Source organism: Xenorhabdus beddingii, from assembly GCF_002127545.1.
GTDB classification, from domain to species: Bacteria; Pseudomonadota; Gammaproteobacteria; order Enterobacterales; family Enterobacteriaceae; genus Xenorhabdus; species Xenorhabdus beddingii.
Genome location: NZ_MUBK01000028.1, coordinates 11,721 through 23,973, shown reverse-complemented (window position 1 = coordinate 23,973; position 12,253 = coordinate 11,721). Strand labels below are relative to the sequence as shown.

The following is a 12,253-nucleotide window of genomic DNA, read 5'->3' as shown; positions in this document are numbered from 1 at the left end:
GCAGGAAAGATTTTTCCGTTAGGAATTATCCACGCATTAACGAAAATGGCTCACAAGAGTGAGCCATCAAATGACAGCCAAAGTGGCGGATAAAAATCCGCCACTTTGCTTTTATCCCGTTACGATGGTTGAAATCCATTATCCCAAAGGGGGACGGAATGCCGATTTTATTATGTGAATGCCCCACCTTTCATACGGCGAAGACTCTCATGCAATTCAGGTGTATTAACCAAGGGTAGATACCCTTTAGTAAGCTCCCAACCTGCTTTGCGCCATTGATCTTGTAAATCCAATGCAATCTTGATTGCATCTTCGTAGAGTAACGGCTCAATTTGTGGCGACATACGTACATTCTCGATTATTCCATTATTAAACTTAACAACAAAGAATCGGGCTAGAGGGGTAACAAATCCATATTTCGGGTCAGTAAAGCGTAAACGTGCATCCGTTTTTGGTACATTGAACCAAATTTCGCCCGGAATATCAGGATCAATAGCAGCACTGGATCGTTGTCGCATATCCTCGTAAGGTTCACCAATCACTAAAGCTATCTCAGCGGGTTCACGGGAATAAAAAGAATGATAGAGGTAGGCAGAGGCCAATCCTAGGATAACGAATAACACTAAGATTAAGCCGTTACGCCGCTGGCTTATATTTTGTAACAGAATCATTCGACACCTCTCCCTAATCTGTGTAGTGATATAGAGATAATCGATAGTAATGGAGATATTTTTTTCAATTCTCCGTGTGACCGGGTTAATGTATTAGCCCGGTCACACGGAGGAGACAAGCGCAGCGCGTCAGTGTCATCTGGATAGTAGGTGTGAAAAATAATATTTCCATTCTCATCTAAGCTTGTACGACTATCACCCTACCCACGGCTTGGCTATTGCCAGAGTGATCAAATATCGCTCTTCATTAGGATGTCTGTCATCTTTAAAACGCCCTATGTCCAGTTTGATCTGGTACTGATCACTGGCTTGCCAATAAGTTGCTTCAAAGCCTCTTAAACTATGAAGTTGAGCATGTAATTCTGGTGTATTAGCCAAGGGTTGGTATCCTTTAGTAAGTACCCAACCCGATTTGCGCCACTGATCTTGTAAATCCAATACTATCTTAATTGCATCGTTGTAGAGTAAAGGCTCAATTTGTGGCGACATGCGCACGCTATTGATTATTCCATCATCAAACATAACAGTAAAAAATCGGGCTGGGGGAGTCACAAATCCATATTTGAGGTCAGTAAAACGTAAACGTGCATCCGTTTTCGGAGTGTTATACCAAGCATGGCCTGGAAGATGTGGGGCAATAGCAGCACTAGATCGCTGCCTCATCGCCTCGTAAGGTTCACCAATCACTAGGGCTATTTCTGGGTCACGAGAATAAAATGAATAATAGATATAGGCTATCCCCAAGCCCAGAACGATTGACAATGCTAAAATAAAACCACCGTGCCGTCGGCTTATTGATTGTAACAGTCTCATTTGTCACCGCCTCTTGCAGCAATTTCTTCTATAGATTTTTGTATCAAACCTCGATTGCTACCATTTAGCAATTCATTAAAACGAGTTGCCGCCTTAAGAACGAATGGCATACGTGAGTTGATATTGGATAGGTCTAGTCCCCAGTCATCGATAAATTTGATAGTTCTACCATCGTTAACAGGTACGCATTGACTAGTTAGCGTTAATTCAACAGATTCTGATGCACCAGAAAGTAAACCGCTGATATAGGTCCAATGGTTGCTACGCAATGCCCATACGAAACTGTTATCACTGTACATTGAGGGTTGTAATATATTGACCTGCTCGTGGTAAGCAAGGTACTCGACACTTTTAGCAATATTACCCGAATCTATCGCCTCAAAGGTTTGTAAAATCTCCGCATAGTCGTTACCAAATCGTAACGTCTCTTGCTTTATCGGCCACAATATCGGGAATTGGCTATTGCCGTAGATATTTTTACGTGCAGGCAGGCAAGTTTTGAGTTCCTCCAACCCACGTTGCTTGTAGAAAGCGTGCAGCGGATATACATCCAGAAATAACGATGTATTTCCCAGAGTCATCATTTGATACACATGGTTGACTGATGCGTATGCTAATCCTTTTTCACCAATAGGCAAATCAGCAGGTACTGGATTATTTTTGTTAGCTTTCCTAGTTACTTCTATAGCTTGCCCAACATCATCCGCACTTTCACCGGCAATAATAAACGGTGGGTAACCAGGGAACATCGGATTATCTACTTCTTTTTTTGCCTCCTCCATGACTTTAGTCGAGCGTTTTTGGGCGTCATGCTCAGCTTCCACTTTTTTCATTACCGTAGAAGCATGCATCAATCCACACCCTACCTGCTTAGAAGCAAAAGCAGCAAGACCGGCCCATTGGAAACGATTATCGGCCAACCAAATTTTAGCATAAGCTGCACTAATTTTTTGGTTGCGTTCTATGGGATCGGCAATCAACTTGCCTCCCGGTGCAACAATGTCTTCGGCCTCTTTCTGATACCTGCGCCAGACACACTCACAAGTGAGTATCGGTACATCAATGACTTTAATTTGTTTTCCGTCTTTTTCTTCGAGATGGCAGTCACAGGCTGCAACAGATTGGGTGCTCTTGTACAACTCCATGTCATCGTATTTATGTTTTTTAAAGACTTCGGTCATTTACATCTTCCTGATTAAAATAGGTTTAATATCATGCTATGACTAAGCGTTTATATTCTTCTGTTCGTCTCATCCATCTTTTTAATGAGGCGCGTCAACTAGACCGACTGAGAAGGATTTATTTTGATGGTGAACGGTGTGCTGGTTAAACCCTCTTCAAGATTCATACCATAACCATCACTTGTTCCCGAATGTTCCAGCCCTTTATTTGTCAGAATGTAAGGCACATTAGAGATAGGCTCATTTGTATAGTCTCTGACAAGTTTAATGTATAAGTCATTTTTAAGTATTTTCTGGCAATCATGGCAATAAACCGAATTTTCATCACTCATCGCTCTCTCTCCTGTTCTTTTTCTTGTTCCATCGCCAGCAGGTAATCCTGACTGGATACTTTTTCAATACGTTGTCCGGTTGCGAGTTTTTGCCGCAACCAGTGCTCAATCTGTGATTCCAGACTGCCTTCAGGCTGATCCAGTTGCTTCGCCATCTGGCCGTGGTTTTCCCATAAATCGCAATAAAGTGAACTGGTTAACACGTTCAGTCCGTAGGGAGAACGTAACCAGACTGCCAGCAAATGCTCACCCAATGTAAACGGGATTTCGCTGTTACCTTCGCTACACGCGTCGGGACGGCAAAACCGCATTGGTTGCGGCCTGTCTATCAGCAGTTCTGTGACGGGCGAACCCAGCAGGACGCACCATCATCCGCCTCGTCATAACGGTTCCAGTGGAAATGCACCTTGATGGCCCCGTTTTTATTGACGAAAATTTCCTCGCCGGCCGGCCCGACCACCATCGCGGTTTCATCGCCATCGGCCAGCGGTTTGTAGTGAAACGGCGGGCGCCAGTCGGCAAGACCGTCGATAAAGCTGAAATCATTGCTGAGTGTGGTGCCTTCACCGCCATCGTGCCCGAATGCCTGCGGGCAGCGGCCATAATGATGGATGCCGACAATCTGCCAGCGGGTATTGAGCGGGGTATGGGGGTGATTTTTAATTTCGAAGATTTTGCCCGGCATCAGCTTGATGCAGTTACTGCGCCCGTTGCCGCTTTGCTTCTGGTTATCCAGCGCTTCCTGCCGGTATTTCAGGAACGGTTTGGCGGCGGCATCTTTCTGGAAACGCCCGTAGCTCTCGAACACGGTATAGGGGGTCTGGCTGCCGAAATCGCGGTAACCGTCGCTGCTGTGCATATGGGAGAGGTGATAGCACGGGCTGTCCGGGTTGTAATCTTTGTGCAGGCTGCGTTGCGGACTCATGCCGACGCCCAGATAGACCTGATAAATGGTATCCAGCCCGTGTGCCGTCTCCGGTTGCGGGTTGTACTGCAACGGCAGGCCGGCGATCCGAAAAACAAAACGTAACCCGCTTTTGGCGGTGGGCGGCATAGTCATTGTGGTTGCTCCTTGTTGTGATGGCTTACATTTCCCCCGGATCGCGGTAACAGTCCGGATTCAGGGTCAGCGGCCAGTTCTTGCAGGTACAGCGATTCTTTATCTTTTTTCATGCTTTCCTTAGATGATTCATTGATGCTATCAATATATGGCGTGCCCGTGTTTCAATGAAATAGATAAGATATCTTGAGGGTTACTTATTATGCAGATAATGACATAAATATCATTAATGAATAGGGCTGTTTTTAAGTAGGTTAGAAGGGGATTGATAAAGCGTATTGACTTAATTTCAGACCTGCACTGGGTTGAGAGAGGAATTCAAAATTTTGCCATTGTTAATAGATTGTGAACTAAATCACAAATTGGCACGGCTTTTTGTTTCCAGTCATGCTGTCATGCACGTTTCAGGCTTTTATCTGGTGTTTATTATCGTGGACTTTATATTTAGGATTGAGTGGGAAATATTTATCAATTTGGTGGTGTAAAAGGTCATTTATATTAATAATCATTCTGGAAGTTTATTTTGTAATGGTTGTTTTCTTTTGTGTTTCTTATGGGTCTGGGCTCATCAGAATAACTAGTTAAAATAGTGGCTAAGATAATCTCATTATTCTTATACCCGTCGTCTTTCAAGTTGCAGCTTTGTTGGCTGCGCTCACTCACCCCAGTCACATAGTGATCTATGCTCCTGAGGATGAGTTCCCTTGCCGTCGCGCTGCATCTTGAAATCCATTGGGTATATAACGAATGGAAATTAATTATTACTTTTAGTTCTTTGTCTAAACTATGTGGATATTTATAGTGAAATACCTTATAAAAATTATGAAGCTATATACTCAATGGAAAATAATATTAAACTTGAAAAACACTATTCTGTTTTTATCCATGAATTAAATGGCTGATTGGAAAAATCACTCATCAGATTTTCTTTTTCCTTAGGTAAATGAGCTTTATAAATCTCGATATTATAGGCATTGTTTCCAATAAAATTTACCGTTTTATTTTTTAGCCATTAATCCTATTTATATTAATTTTAATTAAATGACATTTCAAAATTGTGGGGCATTTTCTGACTCCTCATACTGCGGGGGAGTCAGGGATCCTCGGAATTTCAGTGTGTCATCATGATGAAAACCTATTTAATGACGGGCAAATTATGGAGCAAAATATCCTTAACACAGGCCCTAAGTAGAGGTTATATGATTAAATTTAACTCCTCCCCCATTCAATTTGCTTACTGGGTTCCTAATGTTTCAGGTGGGTTGGTGATCAGTAAAATTAAACAGCGAACTCATTGGGATCATCACTATAATCGCCGATTAGCCCAGACCGCAGAAAATGTGGGTTTTGACTATGCCTTAACTCAAATTCGATTTACTGCCGGGTATGGTGCGGATAACCAACATGAATCGGTCACTTTTTCTCAGGATTTGCTTTCGGTCACAGAACGTCTGAAAGTGATCGCAGCACTTTTGCCCGGTCCCTGGAATCCGGCTCTGGCGGCTAAACAAATAGCAACGATTAGCCAACTCTATAATGCCCGCATCGCAGTGAATATTGTCAGTGGTTGGTTTCGCAGTGAATTCAAAGCGATTGGTGAACCTTGGTTGGATCATGAGGAGCGCTATTTGCGTTCCGAAGAGTTTATCCGCTGTTTAAAAGGCGTCTGGTCGCAGCCTTCTTTCAGTTTTGCGGGTGACTTTTATCGCTTTCGGGATTATGTTTTAAAACCGAAGCCTCTGGAGCCACTTCCTGAAGTTTTTCAGGGCGGGAGTTCGAGAGCGGCCAGAGATATGGCGACACGTGTTTCTGACTGGTATTTCACCAATGGTGGCAGCGTAGAGTATATCCAGAAACAGATTGAGGATATCAGGAGCAAAGAGAGATTGACTAACCACCGGGTCAAAATAGGGGTAAATGGCTTTGCCATTGCCCGTGATTCTGAGCAAGAAGCTAATGCAGTATTGCAGGATATTTTAGATCACAGTGATTTTGACGCGGTAAAAGGTTTTCACCATGAAGTACAGAATGCGGGCAATGCATCACCGGAAAAAGAGGGTAACTGGGCAAAATCGACACTTGAAGATCTCGTGCAATATAACGATGGCTTCAAAACCAATCTTATTGGCACCCCGTTGCAAATAGCCCAACGGATCATTGAATATAAAAAAGCGGGCGTAAACTTGATGTTGCTTGGCTTTCTGCATATTCAGGAAGAACTGGAATATTTTGGTAAAAATATCATCCCGCTTGTTCGTCAGCTTGAAAATGAATTGTAGCAGAACAAATTTTTATTCTCCCCCATAACAATTCTCTTCCACAACAAAAAGGAGTCACAAACCGATGTTGAAGATAGCCCTTGAAGCCGTGAATATCATCAGAAAAAAGACTCAAGATGCTTTTGACGGAGCAGGGAAGTTTGATTATAAACCGGATCGTTCCGTTGTCACCCAAACTGATCTCATGCTGGAAACAGAACTTCGTGACCTATTGGCAAAACGCAGTCCGGGTGTGCCTGTTTTGGGCGAAGAGTTTGGTCTGGAGGGCGCTGAAAAATTTGAATCTGGCTGGGTCATTGATCCCATTGATGGTACAAGGGCATTTTTATATGGCGTTCCGTTATTCAGTACATTAATTGCCTTTGTTGAACAAGGTGATCCCGTGGTGGGGGTGATGAGCTTTCCGGCGATTTCGACGGTGGTTTATGCGGCAAAAGGTGAGGGATGTTGGATGAGTGTGGAAGGTAAGCCACGGCGCCAACTCAAAATTGCCGAAAACTCACCGCAAAGGGTGGAACAGGCGGTGATCACCGCTTCAGGAATACACGGCACAAGCTATCATCTTGCCGATGGCACAATCGCTTATAATTTGGATTCGCTGGTAAAATCAGCCCGTGATTTTACTTTTGTCAATGATTGTTACCAACATGCCATGGTCGCCTCTGGACGCTTGCATTGTGCGATTGATACTTTGATGAAACCGTGGGATAGCGCGGCGATTTTGCCTTGCATTAAAGAAGCGGGCGGGGATTTCTGTACGTTAAAAGGCAGCCGGGAAAAAGTGATGTTTGGGGGAAGTCTGGTATCAGCATGTACACCCAAACTGCTTGATAGCGTAGTGGAAAGCATGAATTTTTCTATTATGGCTCAAGTAACAGGATAATGAGGATTAATTCTGAGGCCGTGTAATATATGGCCTCAGAATATTTTGTCAGAGTTGACAAACCAGCGCGGTATCAAGGCAGTTTCGTTGATAATTATCCCAGAAACCCGGAGGTTGGCTCGCAATATCACTTTCTAACAACATGGGCTTATGCCATTCATGTTTTAAACCCGCCTCATTGATGGCTTCTGCATATTGTTCACGGCTCCAGCGATACATCGTGAAAGGACTGGGAGGCGTCGTCAGAAATTCCGCTTTTACGAGAGTGGTATCTTTTACTGGCTCTTCACTCAGAACTTTGATGAAATAATTTTCATAATTCCCGTTTGCCAATCGATAATCAGGTTCAAAGGTATAAGCGACGAATTTACCGGACGGTTTAAGATGGTCGGCAACGACACGAAACATGGTCTTAAGATCTTCAAGTGATTCCGCATGGCAAAATAACCAGGCGGCCACGACGAGATCAAATTTTCCGAATGATCCCATCTTGCAGACATCACTGAGATGAAACTCTATGCCATCGTTGTATTGTCGCGATTTATTTCTGGCAATTTCTATCATTTTATCTGATATATCGACACCAATCACTTTTGATGCGCCGAGGCTTTTGAATTTCCGGCTAAAAAGACCATATCCACAGGCTAAATCTAACACTGATTTTCCTTGTACATCTCCGGCCAGATTGAGCATCGTCCGAATTTCTACATCAATATGGGGCGTTGAATCTGAAAAGCTCTCGTAAAGATGGGCAATAGGATTATATAAAATATTATCTTTCATTATTTTTTATCCTTAATTAAAGTCAAGATGTTCTTTTTGTTTATGGGATACATTAATTATTGTTGATTTAATATTTACTGATGTTTTTTCCTTTGGGATATATTAGGATGCCATTGATGAATTGGATATAATTATTTTTATACCCGTCATATTTCAAGTTGCCTCTTTGTTGGCTGTGCGCCCTTTCCGCCGCAATGCAACCCGGATTATTCTGGTTATATATTGGTTTTTTTATCAACCCATATTTTATGGGTTGATATTATCATTATTCTGTTTCTAAAAAACGATGAATTGCCCTGAGTACCGCTTCCGGTTTTTCTGCGTGTACCCAATGCCCACAACCAGCCACAACCCATGCTGTTGCTTGTGGAAATTGCCTGACGATATCTTCCCGATATGCTTCAGTCACGTAATCTGAGTTTCCGCCACGGATAAACAGGGCAGGTTTGTGCCAAGCAGGGATCGTTTCCCAACCGATAATCTTTTCGTACTCTTTTTGCAACACCGGCAGGTTGAATTTCCATTCCCCTTGACGGAACGATTTCAGCAGAAACTGAATGACGCCCTCTTCCTGAATGTCCTGACGCATAATCTCTGTTGCTGCTTGCCGGGTCTGTGCGCCGGCGGCCGTGACGTTGTTCAGCGCGGTGAAAATGCTGTCGTGCCGGCGAACGGGATAGGCAACGGGAGCCATATCAATCACGACGATTTTGTCAATCTGCTCTGGTGCCATGGCGGTCATGGCCATGGCGATTTTGCCCCCCATGGAATGCCCAATAACCGTGGCCTTGGATAGCGTGAGCTTATCAAGGAGCGCCAGAACATCCTGTGCCATATTGGGGTAATCCATGGTTTCCATCAGGGGTGAAATACCGTGATTACGCACATCAATTTGAATGACCGGATAATGTTGTTGTAAATCGCGTCCCAGCCCCCCAAGGTTGTTTAAATCGCCAAAAAGTCCGTGGATCAAGACAATGGGCGTCGATGATTGCGGATTTTCCGGTGTGTGGAAATGATAATTTAATTGACTATTTGACTTCATGGTTTACCTGAATTTAATGCCATTTATACAATGTTTAATATTGAGATGTTTAATATCATGACTCATGGGCAGTGACAAACTCAATGAGATGAAATAGATGTAACTGATTGATTTATTTTAGAGGAAAGTCGCTTTTCCAGAGATTGGCAATTTTAAAAAGAATCACTTTAAGTTATTGAAAGTTTAATTGTTTTGTTTTGTGGCATTATATCTTATAATCTCAGGATAATTTTTTCATTAAGAACAGTACTGGATAGAAATGAAAACGATAGAAGTTGATGAAGACCTTTACCGCTTTATTGCAAGCCAAACCCTGCATATCGGTGAAAGTGCATCTGATATTTTACGGCGCATCTTGAAATTGGACGCCGGGCAGCCAGTACAAATTACACCGCCTGCCAACGATCCTACACCTGTTGTTAAAATTCCCGTTGCCCGTTCCCGTGATGCGGTTCGCGTTATCCGCGAATTACTGCTTTCCGATGAATACGCTGAGAAGAAAAAATCTGTTGAACGCTTCATGTTGATCCTGTCCACGCTGTATAGCCTAAACAGTGAAAGTTTTTCCAAAACAACGGAAGCGATGCATGGTCGTACCCGCACCTATTTTGCAGGCGATGAGCATACGCTACTGGCTAGCGGTAAACAAACCAAGCCACGTCATATCCCCGGCACACCTTTTTGGGTGATCACCAATACCAATACTGACCGTAAGCGCAGCATGATTGAACATGTTATGCAGGATATGAAGTTTCCGGCGAATCTGATTGAAAAAGTGTGTGGCACTATTTAGTTATACCCAAAATAATTCGAGTTGCATCGCGGCGGCAAGGGAACACAGCCAACAAAGAGGCAACTTGAAGTATGACGGGTATAGTTGCTCTATAACCAACCGCTTAACTTATTTATACTGCACTGACAAAGTAAGCCAGTGCAGCCTCTCAGGAGAAATAAAGTGGCAATTCATCCAAGAGCAGGGCAACTTGCCCGGCAACATGATTTAATCAATGTTGCCCAGCTCACATCACAGTATTACACCTTGCAACCCCATTCCGAAAACCCAGCGCATCAGGTCAAGTTTGGCACTTCCGGCCATCGTGGTAGTTCTGGACGCAACAGTTTTAACGAAGCCCATATTCTGGCTATTTCCCAAGCGATCGTGGAAGTCCGTTCGCAGCAGGGAGTGACTGGGCCATGTTATGTGGGTAAAGATACCCATGCGCTTTCAGAAGCGGCGTTTATCTCGGTATTGGAAGTCTTGACGGCCAACGGTGTGGATGTGATTGTGCAGGAGAATAATGGTTTTACCCCGACTCCTGCGATTTCCCATGCCATTTTATGTTACAACCGTCAGGGAAAAAATCGGGCTGATGGGATTGTGATAACGCCATCCCATAATCCGCCGGAAGACGGCGGCATTAAATATAATCCCTCCAATGGTGGGCCAGCCGATACCGATTTGACCGCAATCATTGAACGGCGTGCCAACGAATTACTGGCGAATGATCTCAATGGGATCAAAAGAGTGCCTTATGAACGGGCATTAAAAAGTGAATACCTGCATTCTCAGGATTTGATTGATCCTTATGTCACTGCGTTGGGTGACGTTGTGGATATGGCGGCGATCCAGCAGGCAGGTTTAAAAATTGGCATCGATCCATTGGGCGGTTCCGGGATTGCATACTGGCAGCGGATTGGGGAGTATTACCATCTCGACCTGACACTGGTTAATGATAAGATTGATCAGACTTTCCGCTTTATGACTCTGGATCATGACGGTGTGATCCGCATGGATTGCTCATCTCGCTGGGCAATGGCGGGGTTGCTGGAGCTGCGCGGTAAATTTGATTTGGCCTTTGCCAATGACCCGGATTATGACCGTCACGGGATTATTACACCGGCTGGTTTGATGAACCCTAACCATTATTTGGCAACGGCGGTGGATTACTTATTCCGCCATCGTCCACAATGGTCTGAAAGTATTGCCGTGGGTAAGACTCTGGTTTCCAGCGCCATGATTGATCGTGTTGTTGCGGATTTGGGGCGCGAGTTAATCGAAGTCCCTGTCGGTTTTAAATGGTTTGTGGATGGATTGTACAAAGGCGAGCTGGGTTTTGGCGGAGAAGAAAGCGCCGGCGCCTCTTTCCTGCGTTTTGATGGTACACCGTGGTCAACGGATAAAGATGGTATCATCCTTTGTCTTCTGGCGGCTGAAATGACCGCCGTGACCGGAGAGAATCCACAGCAGCGTTATGACAAATTGGCGGCCAAATTCGGCACCCCCAGTTACAGCCGTATTCAGGCGGCGGCGACGCATCAGCAAAAAGCCTTGTTGTCCAAATTATCACCAGAAATGGTCAAGGCCGACAGGCTGGCGGGCGATCCAATCACGGCCCGCCTGACAACCGCATCGGGCAATGGCGCTTCCATTGGTGGCCTAAAAGTCATGAGTGACAATGGCTGGTTTGCTGCCCGTCCTTCCGGTACGGAAGAAGCCTATAAAATCTATTGTGAAAGTTTCCTCGGTGCGGAACATCGGGAAAAAATTGAGCAAGAGGCACAGGAAATCGTCAATCAAGTGTTTACTGCGGGTTAAGTTTTAACCCGTATCTCAATAATAAGCCGTAGCAACCGCTACGGCTTTCCGGTTTTTATGGCGCTCTATTTTTTATCCCAAAGCAACCATCAAGGCTCCGACGGTAATCAGGGCAACCCCTGCGGCAGCGACCAGAGAAATTTTTTCCCCCAATAATATCACGGCCAGAATGACGGCAAATACCACGCTCAATTTATCGATGGGAGCCACTTGGGAAACGTTGCCATGCTTGATCGCCAGAAAATAGAATAGCCAGGAAAGCGCCCCGGCAACGCCACTTAATAGGATAAACAGGAGCGCCTTGCGATTGGCGAGAACTTCGCTGATGAGATTCAATTTTCCCTGCACAACAACCACGCCGACCAGAAACAGGGCCATGATGACAGCACGAATGGCGGTTGCTGTATTGGTATCCAAATTCTGCAACCCAATTTTTCCAAAGATAGCCACCAGTGCTGCGGTTAGCGCTGATAGTAAGGCATAAATCAGCCAGGTACTCATTTCAATTAATGCTGAGTTAACATATTAAGTGCAACAGGCGGAATATTAAAAGGCGTGAGTCAACTGTGATACATTTCACGGCTCTCACACCCGAAATCATGGCCTGATA

At 44.4% G+C, this 12,253-nt stretch carries 13 protein-coding genes; 4 read left to right on the top strand and 9 right to left on the bottom strand.

What is annotated here, in order from left to right; translation table 11 throughout:
- Positions 1–170 precede the first annotated feature (170 nt).
- From Xbed_RS15145 to tssI, 6 genes are all read right to left on the bottom strand, one after another.
- Positions 171–671, bottom strand: a complete 501-nt coding sequence (locus tag Xbed_RS15145) for a hypothetical protein (protein ID WP_339373819.1) — start codon at positions 669–671, stop codon at positions 171–173.
- 195 nt (positions 672–866) lie between these two features.
- Positions 867–1,484, bottom strand: coding sequence for a hypothetical protein (locus Xbed_RS15140; RefSeq protein ID WP_086113737.1), 618 nt, complete (start codon positions 1,482–1,484; stop codon positions 867–869).
- Positions 1,481–2,665, bottom strand: a complete 1,185-nt coding sequence (locus Xbed_RS15135) for a DUF2515 family protein (protein ID WP_086113736.1) — start codon at positions 2,663–2,665, stop codon at positions 1,481–1,483. The genes Xbed_RS15140 and Xbed_RS15135 overlap by 4 nt, the downstream gene beginning before the upstream one ends.
- A gap of 98 nt (positions 2,666–2,763) precedes the next feature.
- Positions 2,764–2,997, bottom strand: coding sequence for a hypothetical protein (locus tag Xbed_RS15130; protein WP_086113735.1), 234 nt, complete (start codon positions 2,995–2,997; stop codon positions 2,764–2,766).
- A complete protein-coding gene (locus tag Xbed_RS15125) occupies positions 2,994–3,308 on the bottom strand; it encodes a hypothetical protein (protein WP_244182512.1) in 315 nt (104 codons plus the stop codon). The genes Xbed_RS15130 and Xbed_RS15125 overlap by 4 nt, the downstream gene beginning before the upstream one ends.
- A 17-nt stretch (positions 3,309–3,325) precedes the next feature.
- Positions 3,326–4,057, bottom strand: a complete 732-nt coding sequence (gene tssI, locus Xbed_RS15120) for a type VI secretion system tip protein TssI/VgrG (protein ID WP_244182511.1) — start codon at positions 4,055–4,057, stop codon at positions 3,326–3,328.
- 1,199 nt (positions 4,058–5,256) lie between these two features.
- Between tssI and sfnG the strand changes: the two genes are divergently transcribed.
- Both sfnG and Xbed_RS15110 read left to right on the top strand, forming a co-directional pair.
- Positions 5,257–6,336, top strand: a complete 1,080-nt coding sequence (sfnG, locus tag Xbed_RS15115) for a dimethylsulfone monooxygenase SfnG (RefSeq protein WP_086113734.1) — start codon at positions 5,257–5,259, stop codon at positions 6,334–6,336.
- 64 nt (positions 6,337–6,400) lie between these two features.
- Positions 6,401–7,219: an inositol monophosphatase family protein gene (locus Xbed_RS15110; protein WP_086113733.1), complete on the top strand. Its 819-nt coding sequence runs from the start codon at positions 6,401–6,403 to the stop codon at positions 7,217–7,219.
- Positions 7,220–7,267: 48 nt separating this feature from the next.
- Here Xbed_RS15110 and Xbed_RS15105 read toward each other — a convergent pair whose 3' ends face one another.
- Together Xbed_RS15105 and ybfF are read right to left on the bottom strand one after the other, a co-directional pair.
- The gene (locus Xbed_RS15105; RefSeq protein ID WP_086113732.1) at positions 7,268–8,002 is read right to left on the bottom strand and encodes a class I SAM-dependent DNA methyltransferase; all 735 of its coding nucleotides are present in this window, start codon (positions 8,000–8,002) and stop codon (positions 7,268–7,270) included.
- A 265-nt stretch (positions 8,003–8,267) separates the two neighbouring features.
- On the bottom strand, positions 8,268–9,047 hold the full coding sequence (gene ybfF / locus Xbed_RS15100) for an esterase (protein WP_086113731.1): 780 nt from the start codon (positions 9,045–9,047) through the stop codon (positions 8,268–8,270).
- Between the two features lie 259 nt (positions 9,048–9,306).
- Between ybfF and seqA the strand changes: the two genes are divergently transcribed.
- Together seqA and pgm are read left to right on the top strand one after the other, a co-directional pair.
- Positions 9,307–9,840: a replication initiation negative regulator SeqA gene (seqA, locus tag Xbed_RS15095; RefSeq protein WP_086113730.1), complete on the top strand. Its 534-nt coding sequence runs from the start codon at positions 9,307–9,309 to the stop codon at positions 9,838–9,840.
- Positions 9,841–10,002: 162 nt separating this feature from the next.
- Positions 10,003–11,643 (top strand): phosphoglucomutase (alpha-D-glucose-1,6-bisphosphate-dependent), encoded by a 1,641-nt coding sequence (gene pgm / locus Xbed_RS15090; RefSeq protein ID WP_086113729.1) that lies wholly within the window; start codon positions 10,003–10,005, stop codon positions 11,641–11,643.
- Positions 11,644–11,715: 72 nt separating this feature from the next.
- On the opposite strand, the gene Xbed_RS15085 is transcribed toward pgm, so the two are convergent.
- Positions 11,716–12,144: an EamA family transporter gene (locus Xbed_RS15085; protein ID WP_086113728.1), complete on the bottom strand. Its 429-nt coding sequence runs from the start codon at positions 12,142–12,144 to the stop codon at positions 11,716–11,718.
- Positions 12,145–12,253 lie beyond the last annotated feature (109 nt).

Coding starts and splice junctions, on each gene's coding strand:
- Xbed_RS15105 (WP_086113732.1), bottom strand. CDS start 8,002: ATGAAAGATAATATTTTATATAATCCTATTGCCCATCTTTACGAGAGC.
- Xbed_RS15140 (WP_086113737.1), bottom strand. CDS start 1,484: ATGAGACTGTTACAATCAATAAGCCGACGGCACGGTGGTTTTATTTTA.
- Xbed_RS15110 (WP_086113733.1), top strand. CDS start 6,401: ATGTTGAAGATAGCCCTTGAAGCCGTGAATATCATCAGAAAAAAGACT.
- Xbed_RS15145 (WP_339373819.1), bottom strand. CDS start 671: ATGATTCTGTTACAAAATATAAGCCAGCGGCGTAACGGCTTAATCTTA.
- sfnG (WP_086113734.1), top strand. CDS start 5,257: ATGATTAAATTTAACTCCTCCCCCATTCAATTTGCTTACTGGGTTCCT.
- Xbed_RS15125 (WP_244182512.1), bottom strand. CDS start 3,308: ATGCGGTTTTGCCGTCCCGACGCGTGTAGCGAAGGTAACAGCGAAATC.
- Xbed_RS15130 (WP_086113735.1), bottom strand. CDS start 2,997: ATGAGTGATGAAAATTCGGTTTATTGCCATGATTGCCAGAAAATACTT.
- seqA (WP_086113730.1), top strand. CDS start 9,307: ATGAAAACGATAGAAGTTGATGAAGACCTTTACCGCTTTATTGCAAGC.
- ybfF (WP_086113731.1), bottom strand. CDS start 9,047: ATGAAGTCAAATAGTCAATTAAATTATCATTTCCACACACCGGAAAAT.
- Xbed_RS15085 (WP_086113728.1), bottom strand. CDS start 12,144: ATGAGTACCTGGCTGATTTATGCCTTACTATCAGCGCTAACCGCAGCA.
- tssI (WP_244182511.1), bottom strand. CDS start 4,057: ATGACTATGCCGCCCACCGCCAAAAGCGGGTTACGTTTTGTTTTTCGG.
- Xbed_RS15135 (WP_086113736.1), bottom strand. CDS start 2,665: ATGACCGAAGTCTTTAAAAAACATAAATACGATGACATGGAGTTGTAC.